This window comes from Roseateles chitinivorans (assembly GCF_050632235.1).
In the GTDB taxonomy this organism is placed as follows: domain Bacteria; phylum Pseudomonadota; class Gammaproteobacteria; order Burkholderiales; family Burkholderiaceae_C; genus Roseateles; species Roseateles chitinivorans_A.
Genome location: NZ_CP192584.1, coordinates 3,430,752 through 3,456,909, shown reverse-complemented (window position 1 = coordinate 3,456,909; position 26,158 = coordinate 3,430,752). Strand labels below are relative to the sequence as shown.

The window sequence follows — 26,158 nt, the reverse complement described above, 5'->3', positions numbered from 1 at the left end:
GCCGGTCACTCCGGCAGCGGCACGCGCCGGATCACGTCCTCGTACGGCGCGAGGTCGAGAAAGGCCGTGGCCTCCGTGACGCGTCCGTCCTTCATGCGGAAGATCCAGACATAGCTGTTGCGATACGGCCGCCCGTCGCGCGCCTGCGCCTCCCCGTCCCAATGCACGGCGACGTCGTCGCCCTGCGCGAAGACGTGGTGCACGGCGACCGGCCGCACCGGTGTCGACAGCCTCGACGCGAAGGGACGCACCGCGCGTGTGACGAAGTCCTCCAGGCCGACGTAGGTGCCCGCCGTCGGCCCGCTGCCGCGGATGGTCCAGCGCACCGACGGCGACAGCAGGTCGTCGAAGAAGCGGTTGCCGCCCTGGGCCCAGGCATCGAAGGCGTCGACGACTCGGGCACGGTTGCGTTCCGCGGTCTTGATGTCCGCGCGGACGGAAGGCGCCGGTGGCGTCTCCGCAAGGAGTGCTGGTGGCGACAGCAGTGGGACGATGGCGACGACGAGCGGCACGATCGCGCGTGTCCAACGACGGGGGCGGGGGCACTCTGCATGGCGGTCACTCCAGGTCCTGACGATCCGACCACTGTGGCTGCGGTCGGTGGGAACGGCTGGCACGATCCTCCAGACCGCTTGCACGATACGGTCACCACCGACCCATCGCCCGCATCACGCAGAATCCACGCTCAGCTCACTGGCGCGCAACGCATTCCCCATGTCCCGACTCAACATCGCCATCACCGGTTTCGGCGGCATCGGCCGCAAGGTGGCGGAACTGCTCGCAGCCCGGGCGGACCGCTATCGGCAACAGTTCGATCAGGACGTCCGCGTCGTCGGTGTCTGCGGATCCTCCGCCGGTCTCATCGACGACGCCGGATTGAGCCTGGCGGCGCTGGCGGACCGGTCCGGCTACACCCCCGGCCTGACCGGCGAGGCCTTCATCGACCAGGTCCCCGCCGACGTCCTGATCGAAGCGAGCCCGACGGACTTCCGCACCGGCGGCGCCGCGCTGGGCTACATCCGGACGGCGTTCCGCCGGCAGATGCACGTGATCGCGATCTCCAAAGGCGCGCTCGTCCACGACTTCCCCGGGCTGCATGCGGAGGCGACCCGCCGCGGTCTGGCGCTCAAGGTGAGCGGCGCCGCGGGATCGGCGATGCCGACGGTCGACCTCGTCCAGTACAACCTGGCGGGCTGCGAGGTGAAGTCCCTCGCCGCCATCGTGACCGGGACGACCAACATCATCCTGTCGGAGATGATGGACAGGGAATGCGACTTCGCCGACGCGCTCGCCGAGGCGCAGCGCCTGGGCATCGCGGAGTCCGACCCGACCCTCGACACGCACGGCTGGGACACCGCCTGCAAGATCGCCATCCTGTGCAGCGCCGCGTTCGGGGAGGTCGTCGATGTGCGGACGATGAAGCGCCAGGGCATCGACCACGTGACGCTGGCCGATGTCCGCCGATGGAAGGCGCAGGGACTGGTGCCGCGGCTGGTGGGCCGGGTCGACCGTCCGGACGGGACCTGCGACGCCTCGGTCGGCATCGAGCTGTGCGGCCCCGATCATCCGTTCGCGCGGGCTCACGGCCGGACCAAGGCGGTGCATGTCGTCACCGACCTGATGGGAGACCTGACCCTCGTCGGCGGCGGCTCGAGTCCTTACGGCACGGCGGCGGCCGCGCTGAAGGACCTGGAACACCTCCTCCGGGACCTGCGGCTGCCGCTCAGCCCCGTGCCGGAACTCCGGATACAGGCTCATCCCCCGTCGATGAACAGGGTCGTGCCGACCACGTAGTCCGACGCATCGCTCGCCAGCCACAGCGCCGCGGCGGCCACGTCCTCCGGCGCGCCGATGCGGCCGTACGGGATGAGCGACAGCATCTTCTCCCTCGCCGCCTCGTCCTCCACCGATGCGCGGTTGATCGCGGTGGCGATGGCACCCGGCGCGATCGCGTTGACGCGGATGCCCTCCTCCGCCACCTCCTGCGCCAGGCTGCGCATGAACAGGTCGATGCCGCCCTTGGACGCCGCATAGTTCGCATGCCCCGCCCAGGGGATGAGCTGATGGACGGAGCTGATGTGGATGATCTTGCCCAGGGCGCGCGAGCGCCGTTCGTCCCGTCCCTGCCGCCGGAACAGGCGCACCGCCGCGCGGGCGCAGAGGAACTGCCCGGTCAGGTTGGTCCCGATCACCTGGTTCCACTGGTCGAGCGTCATCTCGCCGATCGGCGCATCCCTTTGGATGCCGGAGTTGGCCACGAGGATGTCGACCCGGCCGAACGCCTCGACCGCCTTGTCGAACAGTTGGTCGACCTCGGGCTCCGAGCCGACGTCCGCCTTCACCGCGATCGCGCGCCCGCCGGAGCGCGCGATGTGCTCGACGACCTCCGTCGCCGCCTCTTCCTGCGAGTGGTAGTTGATCACCACGGCCGCGCCGGCGTCCGCCATCGCCAGGGCGATGCCCTGGCCGATGCCGGAGCTGGCGCCGGTCACGACGGCGACTTGTTGATCCAGGGGATGCACGAGCGGCATGCGAGGTCTCCAGTGGCTGGATGCAAAGGGTGTTCGCCAGGGCTCAGGCCTGCGGACGGCGTCCTTCGATGGCGCGGTCCAGCGCGAGGGCGGCGCTGATCAGCGCCAGATGCGTGAGCGCCTGCGGGAAGTTGCCGAGGTGCTCGCCGCCGCGTCCGATCTCCTCGGCGTACAGCCCGAGGTGGTTGGCATAGGTGAGCATCTTGTCGAAGTGCAGCCGCGCCTCGTCGACGCGCCCGGCACGGGCCAGGCATTCGACGTACCAGAACGAGCACGCCATGAACGCGCCCTCCTGACCGTGCAGCCCATCCAGGTTGGCGGCGTCGGGGCCGTCGCCGGTCGTGTATCGCGCGACCAGGCCGTCCACGCTCAGCTCCCGTCCCACGGCGTCCAGCGTGGACAGCCACCGCGGATCGCTGGACCCGATGAACTTGACCATCGGCATGAGCAGCACCACCGCATCCAGCGTGTCGCCGCCGCGGTACTGCACGAAGGCCTGTTTTCCGGGATGCCAGAACTCGTCGATGATCTGCGACGCGATCGCGTCGCGCGTCTCCACCCACCGCAGCACCGGCGCCGGACGCGCAAAGCGTTTGGACATGCGCAGCGCGCGGTCCAGCGCCACCCAGCTCATCAATCGTCCGGACAGGAAATCGCGCCGCTCGCCGCGCATCTCCCAGATGCCGTCGTCCGGCTGGTCCCAGTGCTCGCACAGCCAGTCGATGCGGGCCGTCAACCGGCGCCAGACGTCGATGGAGGGCGCGGGGCCATGCTTGTCGGCCAGGTACATGGCGTCGACGAGTTCCCCCACCACGTCCAGCTGCAGCTGGGCCGCCGCGGCATTCCCCACCCGCACGGGACGGGAGTCGCGGTAGCCGGACAGGTGATCGAGCTCGACCTCGCCTTCGACGCGGCGGCCGTCGACGGCATACAGCACCTGCGGCACGGCCCCCTCTTCGTCATCGTCCGCGCGGTCCTTGGCCCAGGCGATGAAGCGGTCCGCCTCCTCGGTGTAGCCCAGCCGCAGCAGCGCATGGACGGTGAACGCGGCGTCGCGGATCCAGCAGAAGCGGTAGTCCCAGTTCCGCACGCCGCCGACGTGCTCGGGCAGGCCGAAGGTCGCGGCGCCGATGATCGCGCCGTGCTCCGCCGAACTCAGCAGCTTCAGGATCAGCGCGGAGCGTTGCACGATCTCGCGCCACCGCCCGCGATAGGCCGACCGCTCGCTCCAGCCCTGCCAGTACGCCACCGTGTCGGTGAACGACGCGTCCAGGAAGGCGTGGAGGTCTTCGCCGTCGGTCGGCCGTTCGATCACGCATTCGAAGACGAAGCCGACTTCGTCGCCCGCCTTCAAGCTCATCACGGCCCCGACGGCACCCACGGCGCCGACGCCCTCGGGATCGACCTGCAACGGGACCGTGCTGCGCAATTGCATCGGCGCCGGCGATGCGCCCATCGTGAACGTCGCCAGCAAGCCGTCGCCCCCGTCGCTGTTCACCCTGGCCTCGCCCGCCGCGCGCCCGTAGTCGAACCGCGGCTCGCAGAACATCTCGAAACACTGTGTGCCGCGGATACATCGGACCCGACGCACAAGGGCGCTCTGCGGACCATTTTTTCGAACCGGCATGTAATCGATGACCTCGACCAGGCCCTCGGCCGACATGTGGCGGGTCAGCAGCACGTTGGTGTCGGGCAGGTACATCTGCCGCGTGTGCATCCCGGCGCCGTCGACCGGCCGGAGGCTGAAGCGCCCGCCCTGCCGGTCGTCCAGCAGGGACAGGAACACGCTGGGCGAGTCGAAGCGCGGGAAGCAGAAGAAGTCGATCGTGCCGTCGGTGCACACCAGGGCGGTCGTGCGCAGGTTGCCGATCACGCCGTGCGATCCGATGTCCGGGTAACTCAAGGAAACTCCTGGCGCCAAATGCGGGAAGCCCCTGCAATCGGTGTTCCCACATCTGCGTACATTCGGCTGCCCGAGGCACCGTGATGCGGCGCTTCGCACCTTGAGACAACGCTTCGTACCGGTGTTCGCCCCCGTGCACCGACGTGGCGCGATGACCACGATCACGGTCGCCATTCGCCCGATCATGGCGGCCCACAACCATCTGCCAGGAACGCACGTGAGAACTCTCTGTGGGCTGATTCGCCCCCTCCTCTTCGCGACCATGTCCGCGACGATCTTCGCGACGACCGCCCACGCCGAGGTGCTCATCGGCCAGACCTCCGGTTTCACCGGCTCGGTCGCGGCCAGCGTCAAGGAAACGACCGAGGGCGCCAAGCTCTACCTGGACTCGGTCAACAAGGCCGGCGGCGTGCACGGTGAAAAGATCAAGCTGATCTCGCTGGACGACAAGTTCGATCCGAAGCTCGCGGCGGAGAACGCCAAGACCCTGATCGTCGACAACAACGTGCTGGCGCTGTTCCTGACGCGCGGCACGCCGCACAACCAGGCCATCATGCCGCTGCTCACCGAGTACCGCGTGCCCCTGGTCGCCCCGTCGACCGGCGCGATGGTGCTGCACAAGCCGGTGCATCCGTGGCTCTTCAACGTCCGCGCGACCTACCAGCGCGAAGCCGAACGCGCGGTGCAGCATCTGAGCCTCATCGGCATCGAGAAGATCGGCGTGGCCCAGGTCGACGACTCGTTCGGCGCGGACGCGGTGGTCGGCGTGATGGCGGGCTTCGCCGCGGTCGGCAAGACGGCGGCCTTCGTCGAGAAATTCGATCGCGCCCATCCCGACTTCAAGGCGACCGTCGCCAAGACGCATTCGACCTCGGCGCAGGCCGTCATCATTTTGGGATCGGGCCAGGCGGTGGTGGACGGCGTGACCGCGCTGCGCGACAGCGGCTCACGCGTGCAGATCGTGACCCTGTCCAACAACGCGTCGTCGGGCTTCGTCGCCTCGCTGGGCAAGAACGCGCGCGGCATCATCGTCGGGCAGGTGTTCCCCTACGAGCGCTCACGCAACGCCGCCATCGTGACCGAGGCGCAGGCGCTCTCGACCGCCCAGGGCCATGGTGACATCACGCCGGCGATGGTCGAGGGCTTCGCCGGCGCCAAGGTGCTGGTGGAGGCGCTGCGCCGCGCCGGTCCGCACCCGACGCGCCAGAAGCTGCGCGACACGCTGGAGAACATGCAGAAGGTCAACATCGGCGGGCTGGAGATCAGCTACGGCCCGAACGACCATTCGGGCCTGGACTTCGCGGACCTGTCCATCGTGGGCGAAGGCAACCGCTTCGTGCGCTGACACGCCCCGGCAGACGGGGACGGCGACCGCGCTCCGGCGGCCGTCCCCGGGTGCCGCGCGCCTATGATGACCGGCTGAGCCATCATCGAGCGCCGCAGGAATGAGACTTTCGAATCGCGTCGGGAACATCGACCCGTTCTATGTCATGGAGTGCGCGAAGCGGGCCGACGAGATCGCCCGTTCCGCGATCTGCGATCCGGCCCAGGGCGGCCGGCGCATGATCTACCTCAACATCGGCGAGCCCGACTTCGGCGCCAGCCCCGCCGTCCGCGAGACCGCCGCGCGCTTCACCGCCGAAGGCCGCATCCCCTACACGCAGGCCAACGGCCTGCGCGCGCTGCGCCAGCGCGTCGCCGACTGGTACGGCCAGACGCAGCAGCTGGACATCGATCCCGATCGCATCGTCATCACCGCCGGCGCCTCGGCCGCGCTGCAGCTGGCCTGCCTCGCGCTGTTCCAGGCCGGCGACGAGGTGCTGATGCCGGACCCCAGCTACCCCTGCAACCGGCACTTCGTCGCCGCCGTGGACGCGACGCCGGTGCTGATCCCGTCGACCGCCGCGGAGCGTTTCCAGCTCAGCCTCGGGCGGCTGCGCGAGCACTGGAACGAACGCAGCCGCGGCGTGCTGCTCGCCTCGCCGAGCAACCCGACCGGCACCTCGATCCCGCCCGAGGAACTCGCCGCCATCCACGCCTTCGTGCGCGAACGCGGCGGCATCACCATCGTCGACGAGATCTACCAGCCGCTCGGCTACGACGACCGCTATGCACGCAGCGCGCTGACGCTCGGCGACGACGTCGTCTCGATCAACAGCTTCTCGAAGTACTTCGGCATGACCGGCTGGCGGCTCGGCTGGCTGGTGCTGCCGCCGGCGATGGTGGGCGCCGTCGAGAAGCTCGCGCAGAACCTCTACATCTGCCCGTCGACGATCGCCCAACACGCCGCGCTGGCCTGCTTCGAGCCGGCGTCGATCACCGAATACGAACGCCGTCGCGAAGAGTTGCGCCGGCGCCGCGACCGGGTCGTGCCCGCCCTCCAGGCGATGGGGCTGCCCGTCCCCGTCGTGCCCGACGGGGCGTTCTACGCCTGGGCCGACGCGTCCGGCACGGGCCTGTCCAGCTGGGACCTGTGCATGGACCTGATGGCACACGCCCAGGTCGCGCTGACGCCGGGCCGCGACTTCGGCCCCGCCTTCGGCGAACGCTTCCTGCGCCTGTCCTTCGCCAGCAGCATGGACGACCTCGACGAGGCGCTCGCGCGTGTCCGCGTCCGCCTCGAGCAGTTGAAGGCCCGCGCCGCATGACCGGGCCGGAATTCGAGCTCGAGTTCAAGGTCCGCGACTACGAGTGCGACATGGACCACGTCGTCAACAACGCGGTCTATCTCAACTACCTCGAACACGCCCGCCACGAGCTGCTGCAGGCCCGCGGGCTCAAGTTCGGCGAGCTGTCCAAGCGCGGCATCAGCCTGGTCGTGACCCGCGTCGAGATCGACTACAAGGGCTCGCTCGTCAGCGGCGACAGCTTCGTCGTCCGGACCCGCCTGCAACGCAGCGGTCGGATCCGCTTCCTCTTCCATCAGCGCATCCACCGGCAGTCCGACGACCGGCTCATGCTGGACGCGGTGGTGACCGGCACGGCGCTGAACGCACGCGGCCGGCCGGAGTTCCCGCCGGAACTGGACAAGGCCTTCGACTGAAGACCCTGGGCAGGGGACGGCGCGGTTCTGGGTGAAGGCCCGGGGCTGACCACCATCGGTGGATCGACACCGATCGATCGCGGTTCCTTCCGGCTTTGAAAGCGTTGTCAAAGCGCATCAGACCGGGGGTCGAGGGGGTGGGTCACCTACCTCTGAAGGGTGGGTTGGTCCTATGATCTGGATGCGAATCATTGTTATTCGCACAGATTCCTCCCACCTCCGCCTCCCAGATGACTCATCCACCGCGTCCCCTCGTCCTCGTGCACGCCCTGGCCCTGGCCGGCCTGTCGCTGTCCTCGGTCGCCCTGGCCCAATCGGCGCCCGCGCCCGCACCGGCGGCTTCCGCCGCCCGGTCCGCCGCGGCCGACGCCACCCTGCCCGAAGTGAACGTGCGCGGCACCGGCCCCCGTGAGACCGCCACCAGCGCCGTCTACGGCATGGTCGCGCGCCGCAGCGCCACCGGCATGAAGACGGACACCTCGATCCTGGAAGCGCCGCAGTCGGTCTCCGTCGTCACCCGTGAACAGATCGAGCTGCAGGGCGCCACCGGCGTCGACGAGGCGGTGCGCTACACCTCCGGCACCGTGGGCGGCGCCTTCGGCTCCGACTCGCGCAGCGACTGGATCCTCGTGCGCGGCTTCCGCCCGGCGCTGTTCCTCGACGGCCTCGGCCTGCCCGACGGCACCTGGGCCGGCCAGACCCGCCTGGAGCCCTATCTGCTCGAGCGCATCGAGATCCTGAAGGGGCCCGCCTCGGTCATGTACGGCGCGCTGCCGCCCAGCGGCTTCATCAACGGCGTGAGCAAGCGTCCGTCCGCCGTGCCGGTCAACGAGATCGGCCTGGAGTTCGGCAGCTTCAACAAGAAGCAGCTCACCGTCGACGTCGGCGGCAAGCTGGCCGCGGACGGCTCGGTGCTGTTCCGCGTCGCGGGCCTGGCGCGCAAGAGCGACACCTACGTCGACTTCGCCAAGGACGACCGCTACGCCATCGCCCCGTCGCTGCTGGTGAACTTCAGCCCGGCGACCTCGCTGCTGGTGATGGGCCAGTTCCAGAAGGCCGACACGGCCGCTGCGGGCGGCTTCCTGCCGGCCGACGGCACGCTCTTCACCAATCCCAACGGCAAGATCCCCGCGACCCGCTTCACCGGCGAGCCCGACTACGACTGGTACAAGAAGGAAAGCGCCTCGGTCGGCTACGAGCTGTCGCACAAGCTGAACGACAGCGTCACGCTGCGCCAGAACCTGCGCTACATGGACTTCGACATCGACCACCGCACGGTGGGCGCGTTCGGACTCGCGGCGGACCGGCGCACGCTGTCGCGCTACGTGTGGACGCCGCGCGAGGACTCGACGTCGGTCGCCATCGACAACCAGGCCGAGTTCGCCTTCGCCACCGGCGCCGCGCGCCACACGCTGCTGACCGGCCTGGACTACCGCCGCGTCAAGACCGATTCGCGCTCGGCCTTCGACTTCACCGGCGCGCCACCCCTGGACATCTTCAATCCGGTCTACGGCGCACCGATCACCTCGCCCGCCGACACCACGCACACGGAGCAGACGCAGAAGCAGCTGGGCCTGTACCTGCAGGACCAGATCCGCCTGGACCGCTGGATCGCGACGCTGTCCGCGCGCCATGACCGCGTGACCACGGACACCGACGACAAGCTCGGCGGCACCACCGCGTCGCAGAAGGACAGCAAGACCTCGGCGCGCGTCGGCCTGAACTACGTCTTCGACAGCGGCCTGGCGCCGTACGTGTCGTATTCGACCTCGTTCCAGCCGACCATCGGCACCGACTTCTTCAAGCGCGCCTTCGTCCCGACGACCGGCCGCCAGGTCGAGGCCGGCGTGAAGTACCGCCCGGCCAACAACCGCGCGCTGTTCACGGCCGCCCTCTTCGACCTGCGCCAGAAGAACGTGCTGACGCCGGACCCGGATCCGACGCACGGCTTCGCGTCGGTGCAGCAGGGCGAGGTGCGCTCGCGCGGTCTGGAGCTGGAAGCCCGCTTCCGCGCGGTCAGCACGCTGGACGTGATCACCTCCTACACCTACACCGACTCGAAGGTCGTCGAGACCGACCGCCCGGTGTTCCGCCAGCCGAAGAACCAGGCGCAGGTGTGGGTCGACTACCGCGTCCCCGAGGACATCATGGCCGGCCTGGGTGTCGGCGGTGGCGTGCGCTACGTCGGCGGTTCCTACGCCTACGCCGCGGCGGACAACAGCCGCGTGAACACGAAGGGCTACACCGTGCTGGACCTCCAGGCCCACTACGACCTGGAGAACTGGCGCTTCCTGGCCACGGTGAGCAACGTCACCGGCAAGGAATACATCGCCACCTGCCAGTCGGCCGCCTGGTGCTTCTACGGCTATCCGCGGACCTTCAGCGTCTCGGCCCGCTACAGCTGGTAAGACGGGCACGCCGGATCAGACAGGCCAGAGCGACGGCATCGTGAGCGCCACCGCCCCCTCCGCCGCCGCCTCGGTCGTCAATCCGGACGACGTCGTTCTTCCGGGCGGTGCCTCGGCGCTCGAGGCCCTGCCCTGGCGCGGCCTCTTCACGGTGCTCTTCCTGGGCGTGACGGCCGGCATCCAGATGAGCGACCGCGGCCTGCAGGCCGTGCTGTCGCCGGCGATCCAGCAGGCCTTCGCCGTCAGCGACGCGGCCATCGGCGCGATGCACGGCGTGGCCGGCATCCTGATCGCCAGCGCGCTGGCGGTGCCGCTGGCGCGGCTGGCCGACCGGCACTCGCGCAAGGGGATGCTGCTGACGCTGATCGCGGTATGGACCGCGCTGACGGGCGTCAGCGCGATGGCCTCGAGCTTCCCGCTGTACTTCGCCGCCCGGGCCGCGCTCGGCGTGAGCGAGTTCGCCATGATCCCCGTCGTGTACTCGCTCATCCCCGATCTGGTGGGCGAGCGTTTCCGCGTCGGCGCCAACCTGAGCTTCGCCGCACTGATGGCGACCGGCGCCAGCGCCGGCTTCTACGGCGGCGGCGCGCTGCTGGGGTTCGCGCAGGAACTGGGTGGCGCGGTCGGCGGCGAAGCCGGCAGCGGCGCCCTCGCCTCCTGGCGGCTGGCCATCGTGGTGTTGGGCGCGGCGGGGATTCCGCTCTTCCTGGCCGGCCTGCTGACCTGGGATCCGCCGCGCGGCATTGCCCGCGCGGAAGCGGCGGAGGAACGGGGCGCGTTGTCGGCCTTCGTGCGGACGCACGGCCGCGACCTGCTGCTCTTCGTCGGCGCCGCGGGCGGACTCGCGATCGCCGTGCAAGCCCTGACCCCGATGATCGCGCTGGCGCTGGGACGCCGCTATGGCGCGGACCTCACGGCCATCGGCCATGCGCTCGGCGTCATCCTGCTGGTGACCAACCTGTCCAGCCTGCCGCTGGCCGGCACCCTGGATCGCGTGCTGCGGCGCCATCTCGGCGCCCGCGCGCGGCCCGCGGTCATGGCGGCCGGCGCGGCGCTCAGCATGCCCTGCGCGCTCGCGCTCTCGATTGCGGGCAACGCACGGCCGGCCCTCGCCCTGGTCGCAGGCTTCCTGCTGCTGACCTGCATCGCCAACGCGCTGATCCCCACGCTGCTGCAGGATCTGCTGCCGCCGACGATCCGCGCGCGCTGCTTCGCCATCTACAGCTTCGTCATCGCGGCGTTCTGCTCGCTGGGACCGGTGCTGTCGGGGGCGGTCTCCGACCGGTGGATGGGCGGCGATCTCCTCGGCGCGATCGCGGCGGTGAGCGTCCCCGCGCTGATGCTGACCGTGCTGTGTGCCGGTCTGCAGGTCGCACGGCGCGCGGACCGCCCGGTCTGACCGGGCCACGGCGGGCCGCCCGCCCCCTGCGGCAATAATCGGCCACGACACCGCCGGCACCCCGCCGCCGACACGCTTCTTTGCATGTGGCTGGTCCGTCGTTTGCCGGGGACCCCGCCAGACTTGTCACAATCCCGCTCTTGATCCGCGACCACCGCCCGCCGACCTCATGAACCAAGACCTCTCCATCGTTTCCCTGATCGCCCACGCCAGCCTCACGGTGCAGCTGGTGATCGCCGCGCTGCTGCTGGTGTCGCTGGCCAGCTGGAGCGTGATCTTCAGCAAGCTCATCTCGCTGGGCCGCATCCGCACGCGCAACGAGGGCTTCGAGCAGGAGTTCTGGTCGGGCAAGAACCTCAACGACCTCTACAACAGCGTCTCCAACCGCCAGGACGGCGCGCCGCTGGAGCGCATCTTCGCTTCCGGCATGCGCGAATTCCTGAAGCTGCGCGAGAAGCGCGTCGTCGACTCCGGCCAGCTGCTGGACGGCGCCCGCCGCGCGATGCGCGCCAGCTTCCAGCGCGAGCTCGACGCGATGGAATCGCACCTGTCCTTCCTGGCGTCGGTCGGCTCGGTGTCGCCGTACGTGGGCCTGTTCGGCACCATCTGGGGGATCATGCACGCCTTCGTGGGCCTGTCCAACCTGACCCAGGTGACGCTGGCCACCGTCGCGCCCGGCATCGCCGAGGCGCTGGTGGCGACCGCGATCGGCCTGTTCGCCGCGATCCCCGCCGTGCTGGCCTTCAACCGCTTCGCGCGCCAGATCGACCGCAACGCGATCACGCTGGAGACCTTCATCGAGGAGTTCTCCAACATCCTGCAGCGCAACGCCGGCCAGCCCGCGCCGGCCGCGCAGCGCTGATCCGGAAGGCACGGCCATGGCTGGAATGTCCTCCCGCAGCGGCTCGCGCCGCCGCACGATGAACGAGATCAACATGGTCCCGTTCATCGACGTCATGCTGGTGCTGCTGATCATCTTCATGGTCAGCGCGCCCTCATCACCACCGGCGTCGTCGACCTGCCCAGCGTCGGCTCCAGCCGCACGCAGCCGCAGCACGTGATCCAGGTGATCGTCGGCACCGACGAGCAGCTCAAGATCAAGCTCGACGGCGACCAGGACCCGTCGCCGGTGCCGCTCAAGGCGCTGGCCGCGCGGGTCAAGGACGCGCAGAAGGGCGACGCGGCCACGCCGGTCGTCATCTCCGCCGACCGCAACGTGAAGTACGAGGCCGTCGTCAAGACGATGGACGTGCTGCAGCGCGCGGGCATCCAGCGCGTCGGGCTGTCCGTGAAGAACGGCGCCCCGGCCGACCGTTGAGACCGGGAAGCGATCCGCAGCGATGAGCACCCTGGTCTCCCGATTCCACCCGGACCGCGATCCCTTGCGGCCGCCGCCCGCGCCCGGACTGGGCCGCGGCTTCAGTTTCGCGATCGTCGCGCACGTCCTGCTCGTGGCGGCCCTGAGCTTCGGCGTGAACTGGCGCTCGGCGCCGGTGCCGGCGATGGACGCGGAGCTGTGGTCCGCCATCCCGCAGGCCGCCGCGCCCAAGGAGCAGCTGCCGACCGAGCCGCAGCCCGAACCGCCCAAGCCGCAGCCCGAGCCCCCGAAGCCGCAACAACCGACCCCGCAGGAAGTCCAGGCCCAGCGCGACGCCGACATCGCGATCGCCAAGGCCAAGGAGCGCAAGCTCAAGGACGAGCAGGAGCAGCGCGAGGCCGAGGACAAGCGCAAGCAGGAACAGCGCAAGAAGGACGAGGCGGACCAGAAGGAACGCGACCGCAAGGCCAAGGAAGAGCAGGCCAAGAAGGACGAGGCCAAGGACAAGGCCGCCGACAAGGCGAAGGCCGAGAAGGCCCGCAAGGAGTCCGAGGCCAAGGCCGAGGCGCAGCGCCAGGAGAACCTGCGCCGCATCCAGGGCATGGCCGGCGGCACGGGCGCGCCGGGCGCGACCGGCACGGCCGCGAGGAGCTCGGGACCGTCGGCGAACTACGCCGGCCGCATCAAGGCCCGCGTGCGTCCGAACATCATCTACAACGACCCGGGCGGCGCCGCCAATCCGGAGGCCGAGGTCGAAGTGCGCGCCGGTCCGGACGGCACCATCGTCGCGCGCAAGATCGTCCAGTCCAGCGGTCTGCCGGACTTCGACGCCGCCGTGCTGCGCGCGCTCGACAAGACGGAGAAGCTGCCCACCGACACCGACGGCACGGTGCCGCGGGTGATGATCATCACCTTCCGTCCCAGGGAGTGATGCGCCCGCCGTCCAGGCGTCCTTCCCGAGGTCGCCGTGGCGGTGCTAGACGGTCTCGACGCGGGCCAGCCACCCGCGCGTGACCGCCATCGAGAGCCAGGCGCTGAAGTCGAAGGCCGCGCCGACGTTCAGCAGCGCGCGTTCCAGGTCGAGCCCCGCGCGCAGCGACTCGAACCAGCGCGTGGTCACGCCGTCCAGCGCCATCGATCGGCCCCCCAGCCCTCCCGCCACACCATCAGCGCGGTGGGCGGTCCATGACCGAAGGATTCGCCCGCGAAGTCGAGCAAGGCCTTCGGGACGGGCACGTCGCTGCCATGCCAGGCCACATGGTCCGCGAGCACGAGCCGCACCGCGCGCGCGGGCAGACGTCCGAGCAGCACGAGTGAATCCAGGTCGGGCTGCGGATCGGCGACACGCTCGACGCGGTGGAACTGCCATTCGATCCGGGCCAGCGCCGTCCACAGGGGCGGCAGTCCTTCGGCTTCGGCACCGGCGAGCAGCGCGATCAGCGCTTCCCCCACTCGCCGAGATCGCCCTCGGCGGGCGGATGGCGACGCCAGCAGGCCCAGGCCAGCGACGCGAAGCTGCCGGGTTCGTCGGCCTCCACGCGATCACGCAGGCGGGGATACACCGCCGAGAGCGCGCGCTCCGCCCGGCCGCTGGCATGCGCCTGGTACAGGCGCAGCGCCCGGGGCAGCCCGCCGCCGATGCCGGACAGGGCTCGCAGCCCGACGGGCGCCAACGGGGTGGGACCGATACCCGGCGCGGCCAGCAACGCCGCCACGAGGCCGGACTGCTGATCCGGCAGGTCCCGTCCGTCGCGACGGGCAGGCCGGAGCGAATCGCCGGGGACCACCGCCGTCGACGCCGTCGTCACCGCCGCGCGAGCGGTCCGGCGAGGCATCGGCCGCGAAGGCGCCAGACGTGACGAGGGGCGCGGCGGCGGCGGCGCGATGAGCTGCCTGTCGAGCAGCCGCTGCTCCCGACGGGCGCGTGCGACCTCCTGGCACAGGACCGGGAGCGAGGGCAGCGCGTGGTCCCACTCGACCAGGGTCGGCCGGGCCCCGATGCGCGTCAACGCATGGCGGTAAAGCGACCACACCGGCTCGGCCACCGCGCCGCCGTGGTCATCGAGGGCCAGCCCCTCGACCCGGGAGTGGCCCGACACGTGGTACTGGCCGACGGCGGCCGGTGCCATGCCGTCGATCCAGGCCATGCCGGTCCGCAGCGCAGCCTCGTCATCCAGTCCGCGATTGAGGGCCCGGACGAACACGCTGTTCAGGTCGAGCAGCAGCCCGCACCCGGTGCGGGCGGCCAGCGCATTGAAGAAATCGGGTTCGCCGATCGCATCCTCATCCCACGCCAGACAGACGCCGAGGTTCTCGATCAGGATCCGGCGACCCAGGCTCTGCTGCACCGTGTCGACCTGCGACGCCAGCAGCGACAGACCGCGCGCGCTGAACGGGATCGGCAGCGGCTCATGCAGATGCACGATCCCGTGGCGGTGCCGCGCGCGGGTGAACCCGGCGTGTTCCGACACCAGCGCGGGTTGCACCGCATCCACCAGCGCACGCACACGCTGGAGGTGTCGCGGGTCCACCCCGATCGCCGAGCCCAGGCCCAGTCCGACCCCATGCAGGCTGACCGGGAACCGTCGCGTGGCCTCCATCAGGAGCTGCCGACTGGCACCGCCGGGCGACAGGAAGTCTTCGGTGTGGACCTCCAGGAAATCGAGGTTGAGCATCCCGCCCGCCATCACGTCCCGGTAGTGGGGCTGGCGCCAGCCGATGCCGACCGCGACAGGCCACAGGGTGGCTCCGCGCTTCAACGCGCGCCCTCGGCACCGCATGCCCCGTACGCCCCGTACACCCATTCGCCCGGCGTGCGATCGACGCACGACAAACCGGCACAGGCGTGCTGGCCCGCCTTGGCCACGTCTTGGCACTGGCCCCTGAACGGGCGGTGGGCGCTTCGGGCGTCCCCCGAGGTGTCGGCGGACAGGGCGGCCGTCAACGCCGCGAGGACGATCTGGCGAGTGGTCATGGAGGACTCCGATGAGCGGGGCGATGCCCGCGAAGGGGTAGGCGAAGAGGTCGGCAATGGACGCGGCAACCGGTCCGATCGACCACGCCACCGCGCCTGCGCCCTCAGTCGGCCTGCCTTGTCCTTCGCGCCACGCCGAAGTCCTGTTCATTGACATCGGTCAAGCCAGGATCCGCGTCGCCGTCCCATCCACCCCGCGCCGCAGTCGCGCGTCCTCTCACCGTCGTCTCACCGTCGTCTCATCCTCACCTCAGTCGAGCTGCCCGCCTCCGGCACGGATCTCCTGGGCGGTGACGGCCAGTTCCATCGCGAGCCGCGTCGCCGCGACCAGCGTCGGCAACGGCAGGCTGGGCGCGCCGGGATGTCGCGCGGCCTGTTCCGGCAGGTAGGGGATGTGCATGAACCCGCTGCGCACGCCGAGGCCGTCCAGCCGATGCTGCAGCCCGTAGAACAGGTGATTGCAGACGAAGGTGCCGGCCGTCTGCGACACGGACGCCGGATATCCCGCCGCCCGGAGCCCGGCGACGATCGCCTTGATCGGCAGCGTCGAAAAGTACGCCGCCGGGCCGTCCGCCACGATGGGTTCGTCGACGGGCTGCGCGCCGGCGTTGTCGGGGATGCGCGCGTCGTCCACGTTGATCGCGACCCGTTCCAGCGACAGGTCGCACCGCCCGCCCGCCTGGCCGATCGCCAGCACCATCGCGGGCCGCACACGCTGCAGGGCCTCGTCCAACCGTTGCAGCGCCTCGCCGAACACGCAGGGCAGTTGCACGGCCACGACACGGGCGCCGGCGATCACCTCGCCGTTGAGCGACCGCGCCAGTTCCCAGGACGGATTGACGACCTCGCCGCCGAACGGGTCGAAGCCGGTGACCAGAAGGTTCTTCATGGGGACCAGTCTAGACGCGAGGCCTGACCCCGTCGCCGTCCCGGCCGGGCGACTGCTGCGACAGCCGGGCATGCCACCTGCTTATCTCGATAGTGGCCACTCCTCAAAAGGGTTAATCTCCCGCCTCAAGCATGTACAGATACACATTCCCCGCGGAGACCGCCAGATGACCGACCCGTCCGTGCCGCTTCAATGGCCCACCGCCCCGTCAGGCAGCGCGCCAGCCGAAGCGTCACCGCAGTTCGAGTGGCCCACCCCGCCCTTCGCCGCCTACCCGCGGCCCTGCCCGCAGCGCGAACCCCAGGCCTGCGAGATCATGGGCCTGAACGGCAGTCGCACCGTCGGCAAGGTGATCCTGATGGTCCCGGCGGAGCGTCTGGCGCAGGTGGTCGTCCCGCCGGCGCGCAATGCGATGCCGCTGAAGTTCTCGCAGTTCAAGGCGCTGAAGCTGCTGCACGCGATCGAGGTGCCGCCGCGCGACCCGTCCACCGCGAACGACGCGATGTCGCTGGACCAGCGTCCGCGCAGCGACTTCAAGCTGGTCTACCAGGGCGGCGAGGAACAGAAGGGCTCGACCATCGGCCACCATGAGACCGACCTGGGCCTGTTCCTGTTCCCGCCGGTGAGCGAGACCAGCGACTGGGTGCGCTGCATGTTCGTGCCGCGCGAGGTGCTGGTCAGCTTCGAGGTCGGCGAGCGCATCGGCGACCTGCTGGTGCGTCAGGAAGTGGCGACGCAGGCGCAGGTCGACGCCGCCGCCGATGAGCAGCGCGAACTCCGCGACCGCCGCGTCGGCGACATCCTGGTGGCGACGCACATCGTCAGCGCCGACCAGCTGATGCAGGCGATCGAGCAGCAGGCCAAGATGCCGATGGTGCGCATCGGCGAGGCGCTGCTGGCGCTGGAGCTGATCACGCAGGCGCAGCTGGACGAGGCGCTGGCCCAGCAGAAGCAGGACCGCTCGGTCCCGCTGGGCGAGCTGCTGGTGCGCAAGGGCATCGTGACGCGCGCGCAGCTGCAGTCCGCGCTGGCCCGCAAGATGGGCTATCCGCTGGTCGACGCGGACAACTTCGCGATCGAGCCGGACTCCGTGCGCAAGCTCCCCTTCTCGGTGGCCAAGCGGCTGGAGGTGCTGCCGCTGGTGCTGCGCGACGGCCGGCTGATCGTGGCGATGGAGGATCCCACGCGGCGCGACTGCATCGACGAGGTCGAGTTCATCACCCAGCTCAAGGTCGTGCCGGCGCTGGCGCGGCTGGGCTCGCTGACCTTCGCGATCCCTGGCGCCTACGAACGTTTCGGCTCGATGCCGGCCTCGTCCCTCGGCAGTGCGCTGCCGGCGCTGACGATGGACTTCGAGCTCGACAGCTCCGACAAGCTGATCGAGACGCTCGAGCGCGAGGGCCAGGAGCAGTCCGCCCGCGAAACCGCGCGCGAGGAGGAGAAGGACCGGCAGATCGAGCAGAGCGACAACTCGCTGGTGCGGCTGATCAACACGATGATCATCGACGCGCACAACCAGAACGTGTCGGACATCCACATCGAGACCTACCCCGGCAAGGAGAAGGTCAAGATCCGCTTCCGCAAGGACGGCGTGCTGCAGCCTCACCTGGAGCTGCCGCACACCTATCGCAGCGCGATGATCGCGCGCATCAAGATCATGTGCGACCTCGACATCTCCGAGCGCCGCAAGCCGCAGGACGGCAAGATCAACTTCGCCAAGTTCTCCGAACGCCACAAGATCGAGCTGCGGGTCGCGACCATCCCGACCAACAACGGCCTCGAGGACGTGGTGATGCGGATCCTGGCATCGGCCAAGCCGATCCCGATGGAGAAGCTGGGCTTCTCGGAGCGCAACCTGCGCGAGCTGAAGGCGGCCTCGGAGCGGCCGTACGGCATGGTGCTGTGCGTGGGCCCGACGGGCTCGGGCAAGACGACGACGCTGCACTCGGTGCTGGCCAACATCAACAAGCCGGAGCGCAAGATCTGGACGGCCGAGGATCCGGTCGAAATCACGCAGACCGGGCTGCGGCAGGTGCAGGTCAATCCGAAGATCGACTGGACCTTCGCCAAGGCGCTGCGCGCCTTCCTGCGCGCGGACCCGGACGTGATCATGGTCGGCGAGATCCGCGACGAGGAGACCGCCGAGATCGCCGTCGAAGCCTCGCTGACGGGCCACCTGGTGCTCTCCACGCTGCACACCAACAGCGCGCCGGAGACGGTCACGCGGCTGCTGGACATGGGCATGGACCCGTTCAATTTCGCCGACTCGCTGCTGGCGGTGCTGGCGCAGCGGCTGGTGCGCCGCCTCTGTTCGTCGTGCCGCCAGTCGGAGCCGATGTCGGACGCGACGCTCAACGAGCTGCTCGACGACTACCTGCACGTGTTCTCGGCCGAGAACCGGCCGGAGCGTGAGAAGGTCCTCGCCGAGTGGAAGGGCCTGTACGGTCAGCCCAACCTGCTGCAGTACCACTCGCCCGGCTGCGAGAAGTGCGACCACACCGGCTTCAAGGGCCGCGCGGGGCTGCATGAACTGCTGATCGTCGGCCGGCCCATCCGCCGGCTCATCCAGACCGGCGGGCGGGCGGAGGAGCTGATGCACCTGGCCATGTCTGAAGGCATGACCACGCTGCGGCAGGACGGCATCGCGAAGGTGCTGCAGGGGGTCACCGCCCTGGGCGAGGTCAGGTCGACCAGCAACCAGTAGCGGGAGCGCTGAACGGGAGCGGGAGTGGCCGGCGCAGCGGCGACCTACCCGGCCATCAGGTCGTGGTCGCGCAGCATCACCGGCTCGCGCGAACCGCTGGCGACGCGGCGTCGGACGATCCCCTCGAGTTCATCCGTGTGGGCCTGGAAGGTCAGCAGCGGATCGTCGTCCGTGTTGTGGGCACTGTAGCGATAGTGCAGCGTCTCGCGCCGGACGGTCGCGCCGACGAAGTGCTCATCCACCAGCACCCAGAAGCGCACGGCTCCCGAGCTCAGGTCGTAGAAGGCGGCGGGTTTCACAAGATCTCCTGGCGCCAATGTGGCGCCGTGGAAGTTCAGGTTGAGCGGGCTCACCGGCGCCGTCTGTGCACTGGCCCACACAGGCCCTCGCCGGCCCGCGTCGGCCCGCGTCGGCCCATTCGATTCGCGATCGCGATCACGACAGGGAGGAAAGGTATGGCCAGTCTGGACTTCGAAGGTGAGAAGGTACGGTTTCGGGTTTTCTACGAATCCAATTCATCGAGGCTGCTCAATGCCGGCAGGTCGCTGGTCAGCCTCCTCACGGACCTCCTCCCACAACTCGGCTCGGTGCCTTTCTCCAAGATCGAATCGCGGCTGAAGGACCGTGAGGAGTGCATCAAGAAGTTCAATCTCAAGTACCGTCAAGCCCTGGAGGCCGAATCGACGGACTACGAGATCAGGCATCACGTCAGTGATCTGGTCGGACTCCGTATCGTCTGCCTCTATGAGGACGACATCGAGAAGATCGGGGCGATTCTCCAGAGCGAATTCGAGGTGGTCGAAGTCACCGACAAGATTTCGACCATCGAGAACACGGAGGCCTCGTTCGGCTACAAGGGTCTGCATTTCGATCTCAAGCTCAAGAACCCGCGGCTCGAGTTGCCCGAGTACCGGGCTTATGCAGACCTTCAGTTCGAAGTGCAGGTCCGGACGATCGTGCAGGACTCATGGAGCGTGCTGGATCACAAGATCAAGTACAAGAAGTCCATTCCCAACCATCTGAAGCGGCGGATCAACACCCTGGCGGCACTCTTCGAACTGGCTGACCGAGAGTTCCGGCAGATTCGAGACTCCACCGAAGAGGAGATTCAGAAGGAGGAGGATGAGCCGGCCGAGCCTGCCGACGCCGCTGTTCTGGAGGGAGCCAACGGTACGGAGCCCGTTGAGATGCCGCGCACCGAGCCTCCCGCATCCCCGGCCATCGAACGTCGCAGCGCGAAGCTCAACGCCTTCAATTTCTTGAAGATCGCCAGCCATTTCTTCCCCGCCTTCGACTTTGAACCGCAGAAGGTGGACGGCTTCGTTCAGGAGATCGTGACGGCGCAGCCGTCCATTTCACGTTCGGAGTTCAACCAATACCTGCGCGAGAACATCGGCATCGTCAAACGATACCAAGTGCACTTTGAAGAGGGTTCGGAGAACCGGATGAATCCTTTTACCGTGATCCGTCACAGCCTCTATCTCGGAGACAAGACGCTGTTCCAAGGCATCCTGACGACGCTTGCCAAGAAAAACTTCGAAAAGTGGCTCTCAGTCGCGGCCGTCGAGGAGCCCTGATGCCATCGCTTCAGGTCGACAGCATGACCTGACCTTCTCCCTTCAATACGTATGAGGCGAGGACCGCCTGCACCTCGCAGAGGTTCAACTGCTGCCAGACGAACGCCAACAGCGGCTCGCGCGCACGCTGACGAGCGTTGGGGGTTGCAAGCCCTTAGCGATCCAGAAGCGCCAGGATCGGCGCCGCCATCCGCGCCGCCGCGCCGCGATGCGCCGCAGCGAAGGCCGTGGCCGCCGCAGCCATCGCGTCGCGTTCGGCTGCCTGGGTGAGCAGGGTCAAGGCTTGCGCCAAGCCTTGCGGCAGCGTCCCGACGCGGCGCGCAGCGCCGGCCTGCAATGACAGCTCCGCCGCCTCGGCGAAGTTGAAGGTGTGCGGCCCCATGAAGAGCGGCACGCCGCAGGCGGCCGTCTCGATGAGATTCTGGCCGCCCAGCTTCTCGAAGCTGCCGCCGAGCAGCGCAACGTCGGCCAGGCCGTAATACAGCGCCATCTCGCGCATCGAGTCGCCCAGCCACACGTCCGCCACGCCCGCGCTCAAGGGCGGGGTCGCGATGTCGCTGGTGCCGAAGGCGCTGCGCCGCGCGAGCGTGAGGCCCGCGTCGGTCACCATCGCGGCGATCTCGTCGAAGCGCTGCGGGTGCCGCGGCACGATCAACAGCAGCGGCGAACCCGCGGCCGCCCTTGCCTGCGCCGCCGCCTTCCAGGTGGCCAGCATCGCGGCCTCCTCGCCTTCGCGGGAGACGGCCAACATCACCACGGGTCGGTTCAGCCCGGCGCGCCACGCGCGGCCTCGCGCGAGCAGTGCTTCATCGGGCTGCAAATCGAACTTCAGGTTGCCGCAGACGCGCACGTCCTCGACTCCGGCCTGCCGAAGCCGATCAGCATCCGCGGCCGTCTGCGCGAGCGCGAGCTTCAAGCTGCGCGCCGCCGGCGCGAGCAGCGCCTTGAACTTCTCACCGCGACGCAGGCTTCGTGCCGACAGCCGCGCGTTGGCGAGGACCATCGGCACGCCGGCCTTCCGCGACTCGTGTTGGACGTTGGGCCAGATCTCGGTTTCCATCAGCACGCCGACCGCCGGCCGCGTGCGCTTCAGGAATCGGCGCACCGCGCCCGGCGTGTCGAAGGGCAGCCAGCGCTGCGTGTCGCCGTCGCGCAGCAGCGCGCGGCCGGCCTCACGGCCGGTCGCCGTCGTGTGCGTGAGCAGCAGCCGCATGCCGGGCCGTTCCTGGCGCAGGCGCTCGATCAGCGCCGCGGCCGCCCGCGTCTCGCCGAGCGAGACCGCGTGTACCCAGATCGCACCCGGGGCGATCGCCTCGCCGAAGCCGAAGCGCTCGCCCGGATGCACCGCGTAGAGCGGCTCCTGGCGTCCGCGCAGGAACAGGCGCAGGACGTACGCCGGCGAGGCGAGCCTCAGCACGGTGCTGAAGACGCCGCGCGCCAGGCGCTCCTTGAACGAATCGGAACTCAAGGCGGAAGGCCCGGGGAAAGGCCCGGGGCCGCGATCAAGGAGACACCCGTCGACACATCGATCAACGCGGCGATCAGTGGCCGGACGTGAAGGTGATGTCCGGCTTCACGCGCTTGAGCTGGGCCAGCACTTCCTTCTGGATGCGCTCCAGCGCTTCCTGGGTGTGGCCCTCGAAGCGCAGCACCAGCACCGGCGTCGTGTTGGACGCGCGCACCAGGCCGAAGCCGTCGTCGTATTCCACGCGGATGCCGTCGATCGTGATGATGTCCTTGGCGTTCGGGAACTCGGCGATCTCCTTGAGCTTGGCGACGACCTCGTGGTGCTCGCCTTCCTTGCAGGGGACGTTCAGTTCCGGCGTGTTGACGCTGTTGGGCAGGTCGTTCAGGACCTTGCTCGGGTCGTCGCTGCGCGACAGGATCTCCAGCATGCGCGCGGCGGTGTACATCGCGTCGTCGAAGCCGTACCAGCGCTCGGCGAAGAAGATGTGGCCCGACAGCTCGCCGGCCAGCGGCGCGCCGGTCTCCTTCAGCTTGGCCTTGGCCAGCGAGTGGCCCGTCATCCACATCAGCGGCTTGCCGCCGTGCTCTTCGATCCACGGGGCCAGGCGTTGCGTGCACTTGACGTCGAAGATGATCTCCGAGCCCGGCAGGCGCGTCAGGATGTCCGCGGCGATCAGCATGATCTGGCGGTCCGGCATGATCATCGTGCCATCCTTGGTCACGATGCCCAGGCGGTCGCCGTCGCCGTCGAAGGCCAGGCCCAGCTCGGCATCGGTCGCGTGGACGATGCGCTTGAGGTCCTCGAGGTTCTCGGGACGCGACGGATCCGGATGGTGGTTGGGGAAGTCGCCGTCCACCTTCGAGAAGATGTCGATCACCTCGCAGCCCAGCGCACGCAGGATCGCCGGGGCGGTCGCGCCCGGGATGCCGTTGCCGCTGTCGACCACGACCTTCATCGGACGGGCCAGCTTGGCGTCCTTGACGATGCGCTGGGTGTATTCGGCGATGACGTCCATCTGGCCGACGCGGCCGTTGCCGGTGGCGTAGTCCTCGGCCTCGATGCGGCGCTTCAGGCCCTGGATCTGCTCGCCGTAGACGGCGGCGCCCTTCAGGACCATCTTGAAGCCGTTGTAGTCCTTCGGGTTGTGGCTGCCCGTGACCATGATGCCGGAGTTGCAGCCGTGCTTGCCGCGCGTCGCGGCGACGTAATACAGCATCGGCGTCGTGACGGCGCCGATGTCGACGACATCCAGGCCGGTCGACTTCAGTCCGCGGATCAGCGCGTCCACCAGCGACGGGCCCGAGAGGCGGCCGTCACGGCCGACGGCGACGGCCTTCTCACCGGCGTTGACCGCCTCGGTGCCGAAGGACTTGCCGAGATGCTCGGCGAGCGTCTCGTCCAGCGTCGTGCCCACGACCCCGCGGATGTCATAGGCCTTGAAGATGGATGCGTGAACTTGCATGTGCTTCCTTGCAGGAATGGTGGAGATTCGAACTGGGGCGCATTGTAGGCAGCGCCTATGAGGCCTCCGTGTAACCCGGTGCACGGAGGCCCGAAGAGGGCAATTCCCGGGCCAGGGCCGGCCACGGGGCGCCGGAGGGAGATGTCCGAAAACGGCGAGAACCGCCGGACCCCGGCTCCTATCATCCTTGCCATGGACTTCCTCCTCGACCCCGACCACTGCTACCCGGCGCTGCTGGCCCGGGACGCCCGCTTCGACGGCCAATGGTTCGTCGGCGTGACCTCGACCGGCGTCTATTGCCGACCGATCTGCCGGGTACGCGCGCCGCGCCGCGAGAACTGCCGCTTCTTCCCCAGCGCATCGCTGGCGGAGGCCGCGCGCTTCCGCCCGTGCCTGAAATGCCGCCCCGAACTGGCGCCCGCCGCACGCCCGTGGAGCACGATGGACGCCGCAGAGGTGCTCGCCCGCGAAGCGGCGCGCTGGCTGGACGAATGCGCGCCCGAGGAGGCGTCGCTGCCGGCGCTGGCCGCGCACCTGGGTGTCAGCGAGCGCCATGTGCGTCGCGTCTTCACCGCCGTGCACGGCGTGGCGCCGCTGCAGTACCTGCAGACCCGCCGGCTGCTGCTGGCCAAGCAGTTGCTGACCGACACCCGCCTGCCGATCGGCGAGGTCGCGCTGGCGGCGGGCTTCTCAAGCCTGCGCCGCTTCAACGCTGCCTTCCAGGAGCAGTACCGGTTGAGCCCGTCCGCCCTGCGCAAGGGCGGTGCCGACGCGGAAACCGGCGCGTCCGGCACCGGCACTGCGTTCGAGACCGCCGAGCTGCGCCTGGACCTGCGCCCGCCGCTGCTGAGTTCGGCGCTGCTGAACTTCCTCGCCGCCCGTGCGGTGCCCGGTGTGGAGCAGGTCGACGTCGAGCGCCTCTCGCTGTCGCGCAGCGTGCGCTTCTCGCGACCGGGTCAGCCCGATGTGCTCGGCTGGCTGTCGGTGCGGCTGCCCGCCGACGGCGACGAGCGGCCGCGCGTGCGCCTGTCGCTGAGTCCGTCGCTGTGGCCCGTGATCGCGCCGCTGATGCCGCGCCTGCGTCGCTGGCTCGACCTCGACGCGGACCCGCAGGCCATCGCCGCCGCGCTCGGCGAGACGCTCGGCCCGGCCGCCGCCGGCCTGCGCCTGCCGGGATCGCTCGACCGGTTCGAGCTCGCGATCCGCGCGGTGCTTGGCCAGCAGGTGACGGTCGCCGCGGCCCGCACCCTCGCCACACGCCTGATCGCCAAGTACGGCGAACCGCTGCCCGATGCCGCTGGCGCGCCGCCCGGCGTCACGCATGTGTTCCCGACACCGGCCACGCTGGCGGCCGCGACCGTCGACGACATCGCTCCCCTGGGCATGCCGGGCCGCCGCGCCGAAGCGCTGATCCACCTGGCCCGCCAGTGGCCGACGCTGGCTTTTGCCCACGGCCGCGGCACGGTGGAGGACGCGATCGCGGAACTGGCCGCCCTGCCCGGCCTCGGCCCCTGGACCGCGCACTACATGCTGATGCGCGGCTGGAGCTGGCCCGACGCGTACCTGCCGGGCGACGTGGTCCTCAAGCAATGCCTCGAGGAACGCGCGGGAATGCCGTTGCGACCAAGGGAGCTGATCGCTGCCGCCGAGCATTTCGCTCCTTACCGCAGCTACGCCGTGTTGCAACTGTGGCGGGACGCCGCGACCAAGTCCGCCGCTGCAAGGACGCTCTCGAAGTCCGCCGCTACCAGAACCATCCGAAGTCAACCGAAGACAGTGGGGCCGGAATGAGGCTGGGGGTTCCCGGACGGGACGCCCCCTGCCTCGTGGAGAGCCCGCGCCTGGCCCACCGGAGTTGGTGGGCCTCCCACCAACCAGGAGAGACACGATGAAGCACGACCACCACACCGCCTGGACCGAGACCGACACTCCGCTCGGCCGCCTGCTGATCGCCCGCAATGCCGAGGGCTTGTCAGGCCTGTGGTTCGAGGGCCAGAAGTACCACCCGGGCGGCCTCACCGCGGCTCGCGACGATGAGGATCCGTTGTTGCGCGACACCGTCGCGGCGATGAAGGACTACTTCGCCGGCCGCGCCGCGAGCCTCCCGCCGATGTCCCCGTCGGGCACCGCGTTCCAGCAGGCCGTGTGGCAGGCGCTGCTCGGCATCCCGGCCGGCGAGACCGTCACCTACGGCCAGCTCGCCGCGCGCCTGGGCCGTCCCGAGGCCGTGCGCGCCGTCGCCGCGGCGGTGGGCCGCAACCCGGTCTCGGTGCTGATCCCGTGCCACCGTGTCCTGGGTGCCGACGGCAGCCTGACCGGCTACGCCGGCGGCCTGCATCGCAAGGAAGCCCTACTGACAATCGAGGGCGGTCTTCCGACTACGCTTCGCCCCTCGCCTTCCCACAAGCCGGCCCTGCGCCGGGACAACAAATCAAGGGTGACCGCGTGAAGCGAAGCGATCTGATCGAACTGCTGGTCCTGG

General features: G+C 69.4%; 21 protein-coding genes and 3 pseudogenes. 13 read left to right on the top strand and 11 right to left on the bottom strand.

Translation table 11 applies throughout. The features are described 5' to 3' along the window. Nucleotides 1-5: 5 nt before the first annotated feature. Nucleotides 6-512 carry a nuclear transport factor 2 family protein gene (locus tag ACQ859_RS15815; RefSeq protein ID WP_431261743.1) on the bottom strand — a complete coding sequence of 169 codons (507 nt, stop codon included), beginning with the start codon at nt 510-512 and terminating at the stop codon, nt 6-8. Here ACQ859_RS15815 and ACQ859_RS15810 point away from each other — a divergent pair. Next, nucleotides 424-1,680: pseudogene (locus ACQ859_RS15810) on the top strand (hypothetical protein); the annotation flags it as partial. The gene ACQ859_RS15815 and the pseudogene ACQ859_RS15810 sit on opposite strands and share 89 nt — an antisense overlap. A gap of 45 nt (nt 1,681-1,725) precedes the next feature. Here ACQ859_RS15810 and ACQ859_RS15805 read toward each other — a convergent pair. Next, nucleotides 1,726-2,531 (bottom strand): annotated as a pseudogene (locus ACQ859_RS15805) (glucose 1-dehydrogenase); the annotation flags it as partial. 43 nt (nt 2,532-2,574) lie between these two features. After that, nucleotides 2,575-4,434 carry a glycoside hydrolase family 15 protein gene (locus tag ACQ859_RS15800; RefSeq protein WP_431261742.1) on the bottom strand — a complete coding sequence of 620 codons (1,860 nt, stop codon included), beginning with the start codon at nt 4,432-4,434 and terminating at the stop codon, nt 2,575-2,577. 262 nt (nt 4,435-4,696) lie between these two features. Here ACQ859_RS15800 and ACQ859_RS15795 point away from each other — a divergent pair, with 262 nt between their 5' ends. The 8 genes and pseudogenes from ACQ859_RS15795 to tolA all read left to right on the top strand — a co-directional run bounded on the left by ACQ859_RS15795 (nt 4,697) and on the right by tolA (nt 13,533). Then, nucleotides 4,697-5,779, top strand: coding sequence for an ABC transporter substrate-binding protein (locus tag ACQ859_RS15795; RefSeq protein WP_431261741.1), 1,083 nt, complete (start codon nt 4,697-4,699; stop codon nt 5,777-5,779). Nucleotides 5,780-5,879: 100 nt separating this feature from the next. Then, complete coding sequence (locus ACQ859_RS15790) at nt 5,880-7,082, top strand: pyridoxal phosphate-dependent aminotransferase (protein WP_431261740.1); 1,203 nt, start codon at nt 5,880-5,882, stop codon at nt 7,080-7,082. Continuing rightward, a complete protein-coding gene (locus tag ACQ859_RS15785) occupies nt 7,079-7,477 on the top strand; it encodes an acyl-CoA thioesterase (RefSeq protein WP_431261739.1) in 399 nt (132 codons plus the stop codon). The genes ACQ859_RS15790 and ACQ859_RS15785 overlap by 4 nt, the downstream gene beginning before the upstream one ends. 260 nt (nt 7,478-7,737) lie before the next feature. After that, nucleotides 7,738-9,885 (top strand): TonB-dependent siderophore receptor, encoded by a 2,148-nt coding sequence (locus tag ACQ859_RS15780; RefSeq protein WP_431261738.1) that lies wholly within the window; start codon nt 7,738-7,740, stop codon nt 9,883-9,885. 40 nt (nt 9,886-9,925) lie between these two features. Then, a complete protein-coding gene (locus tag ACQ859_RS15775) occupies nt 9,926-11,284 on the top strand; it encodes an MFS transporter (protein ID WP_431261737.1) in 1,359 nt (452 codons plus the stop codon). Nucleotides 11,285-11,453: 169 nt separating this feature from the next. After that, the gene (tolQ, locus tag ACQ859_RS15770) at nt 11,454-12,146 is read left to right on the top strand and encodes a protein TolQ (RefSeq protein WP_431257737.1); all 693 of its coding nucleotides are present in this window, start codon (nt 11,454-11,456) and stop codon (nt 12,144-12,146) included. Between the two features lie 16 nt (nt 12,147-12,162). Continuing rightward, a pseudogene (locus ACQ859_RS15765) lies at nt 12,163-12,602 on the top strand (biopolymer transporter ExbD). Between the two features lie 22 nt (nt 12,603-12,624). Then, complete coding sequence (gene tolA, locus ACQ859_RS15760) at nt 12,625-13,533, top strand: cell envelope integrity protein TolA (protein WP_431261736.1); 909 nt, start codon at nt 12,625-12,627, stop codon at nt 13,531-13,533. A 45-nt stretch (nt 13,534-13,578) separates the two neighbouring features. Here the strand turns inward: tolA and ACQ859_RS15755 are convergent, their stop codons facing one another. The 5 genes from ACQ859_RS15755 to pcp form a co-directional block, all read right to left on the bottom strand. Further along, the gene (locus ACQ859_RS15755) at nt 13,579-13,722 is read right to left on the bottom strand and encodes a hypothetical protein (RefSeq protein WP_431261735.1); all 144 of its coding nucleotides are present in this window, start codon (nt 13,720-13,722) and stop codon (nt 13,579-13,581) included. Beyond that, the gene (locus tag ACQ859_RS15750) at nt 13,719-14,054 is read right to left on the bottom strand and encodes a hypothetical protein (protein ID WP_431261734.1); all 336 of its coding nucleotides are present in this window, start codon (nt 14,052-14,054) and stop codon (nt 13,719-13,721) included. The genes ACQ859_RS15755 and ACQ859_RS15750 overlap by 4 nt, the downstream gene beginning before the upstream one ends. Further along, a complete protein-coding gene (locus ACQ859_RS15745; protein WP_431261733.1) occupies nt 14,039-15,361 on the bottom strand; it encodes a multinuclear nonheme iron-dependent oxidase in 1,323 nt (440 codons plus the stop codon). The genes ACQ859_RS15750 and ACQ859_RS15745 overlap by 16 nt, the downstream gene beginning before the upstream one ends. Then, complete coding sequence (locus tag ACQ859_RS15740; protein ID WP_431261732.1) at nt 15,358-15,576, bottom strand: hypothetical protein; 219 nt, start codon at nt 15,574-15,576, stop codon at nt 15,358-15,360. Before ACQ859_RS15740 ends, ACQ859_RS15745 begins: the two co-directional genes overlap by 4 nt. A 250-nt stretch (nt 15,577-15,826) precedes the next feature. Then, entirely contained in the window at nt 15,827-16,465 is a 639-nt protein-coding gene (gene pcp / locus ACQ859_RS15735; RefSeq protein WP_431261731.1) for a pyroglutamyl-peptidase I, read from the bottom strand. Nucleotides 16,466-16,631: 166 nt separating this feature from the next. On the opposite strand from pcp, the gene ACQ859_RS15730 reads away from it, so the two are divergent. Continuing rightward, nucleotides 16,632-19,169 (top strand): ATPase, T2SS/T4P/T4SS family, encoded by a 2,538-nt coding sequence (locus ACQ859_RS15730; RefSeq protein ID WP_431261730.1) that lies wholly within the window; start codon nt 16,632-16,634, stop codon nt 19,167-19,169. 44 nt (nt 19,170-19,213) lie between these two features. Here ACQ859_RS15730 and ACQ859_RS15725 read toward each other — a convergent pair whose 3' ends face one another. Next, entirely contained in the window at nt 19,214-19,522 is a 309-nt protein-coding gene (locus ACQ859_RS15725; protein WP_431261729.1) for a DUF1488 family protein, read from the bottom strand. Nucleotides 19,523-19,624: 102 nt separating this feature from the next. Between ACQ859_RS15725 and ACQ859_RS15720 the strand changes: the two genes are divergently transcribed. Further along, nucleotides 19,625-20,746: a GTP pyrophosphokinase gene (locus ACQ859_RS15720; protein ID WP_431261728.1), complete on the top strand. Its 1,122-nt coding sequence runs from the start codon at nt 19,625-19,627 to the stop codon at nt 20,744-20,746. 154 nt (nt 20,747-20,900) lie between these two features. Here ACQ859_RS15720 and ACQ859_RS15715 read toward each other — a convergent pair whose 3' ends face one another. Together ACQ859_RS15715 and ACQ859_RS15710 are read right to left on the bottom strand one after the other, a co-directional pair. Next, the gene (locus ACQ859_RS15715) at nt 20,901-22,214 is read right to left on the bottom strand and encodes a 3-deoxy-D-manno-octulosonic acid transferase (protein ID WP_431261727.1); all 1,314 of its coding nucleotides are present in this window, start codon (nt 22,212-22,214) and stop codon (nt 20,901-20,903) included. A 73-nt stretch (nt 22,215-22,287) separates the two neighbouring features. Then, on the bottom strand, nt 22,288-23,676 hold the full coding sequence (locus tag ACQ859_RS15710) for a phosphomannomutase/phosphoglucomutase (RefSeq protein ID WP_431261726.1): 1,389 nt from the start codon (nt 23,674-23,676) through the stop codon (nt 22,288-22,290). 192 nt (nt 23,677-23,868) lie between these two features. On the opposite strand from ACQ859_RS15710, the gene ACQ859_RS15705 reads away from it, so the two are divergent. After that, nucleotides 23,869-25,467 (top strand): DNA-3-methyladenine glycosylase 2 family protein, encoded by a 1,599-nt coding sequence (locus ACQ859_RS15705; protein ID WP_431261725.1) that lies wholly within the window; start codon nt 23,869-23,871, stop codon nt 25,465-25,467. A 97-nt stretch (nt 25,468-25,564) separates the two neighbouring features. Further along, nucleotides 25,565-26,125, top strand: coding sequence for a methylated-DNA--[protein]-cysteine S-methyltransferase (locus tag ACQ859_RS15700; RefSeq protein WP_431261724.1), 561 nt, complete (start codon nt 25,565-25,567; stop codon nt 26,123-26,125). The last annotated feature ends 33 nt before the right edge of the window (nt 26,126-26,158 follow it).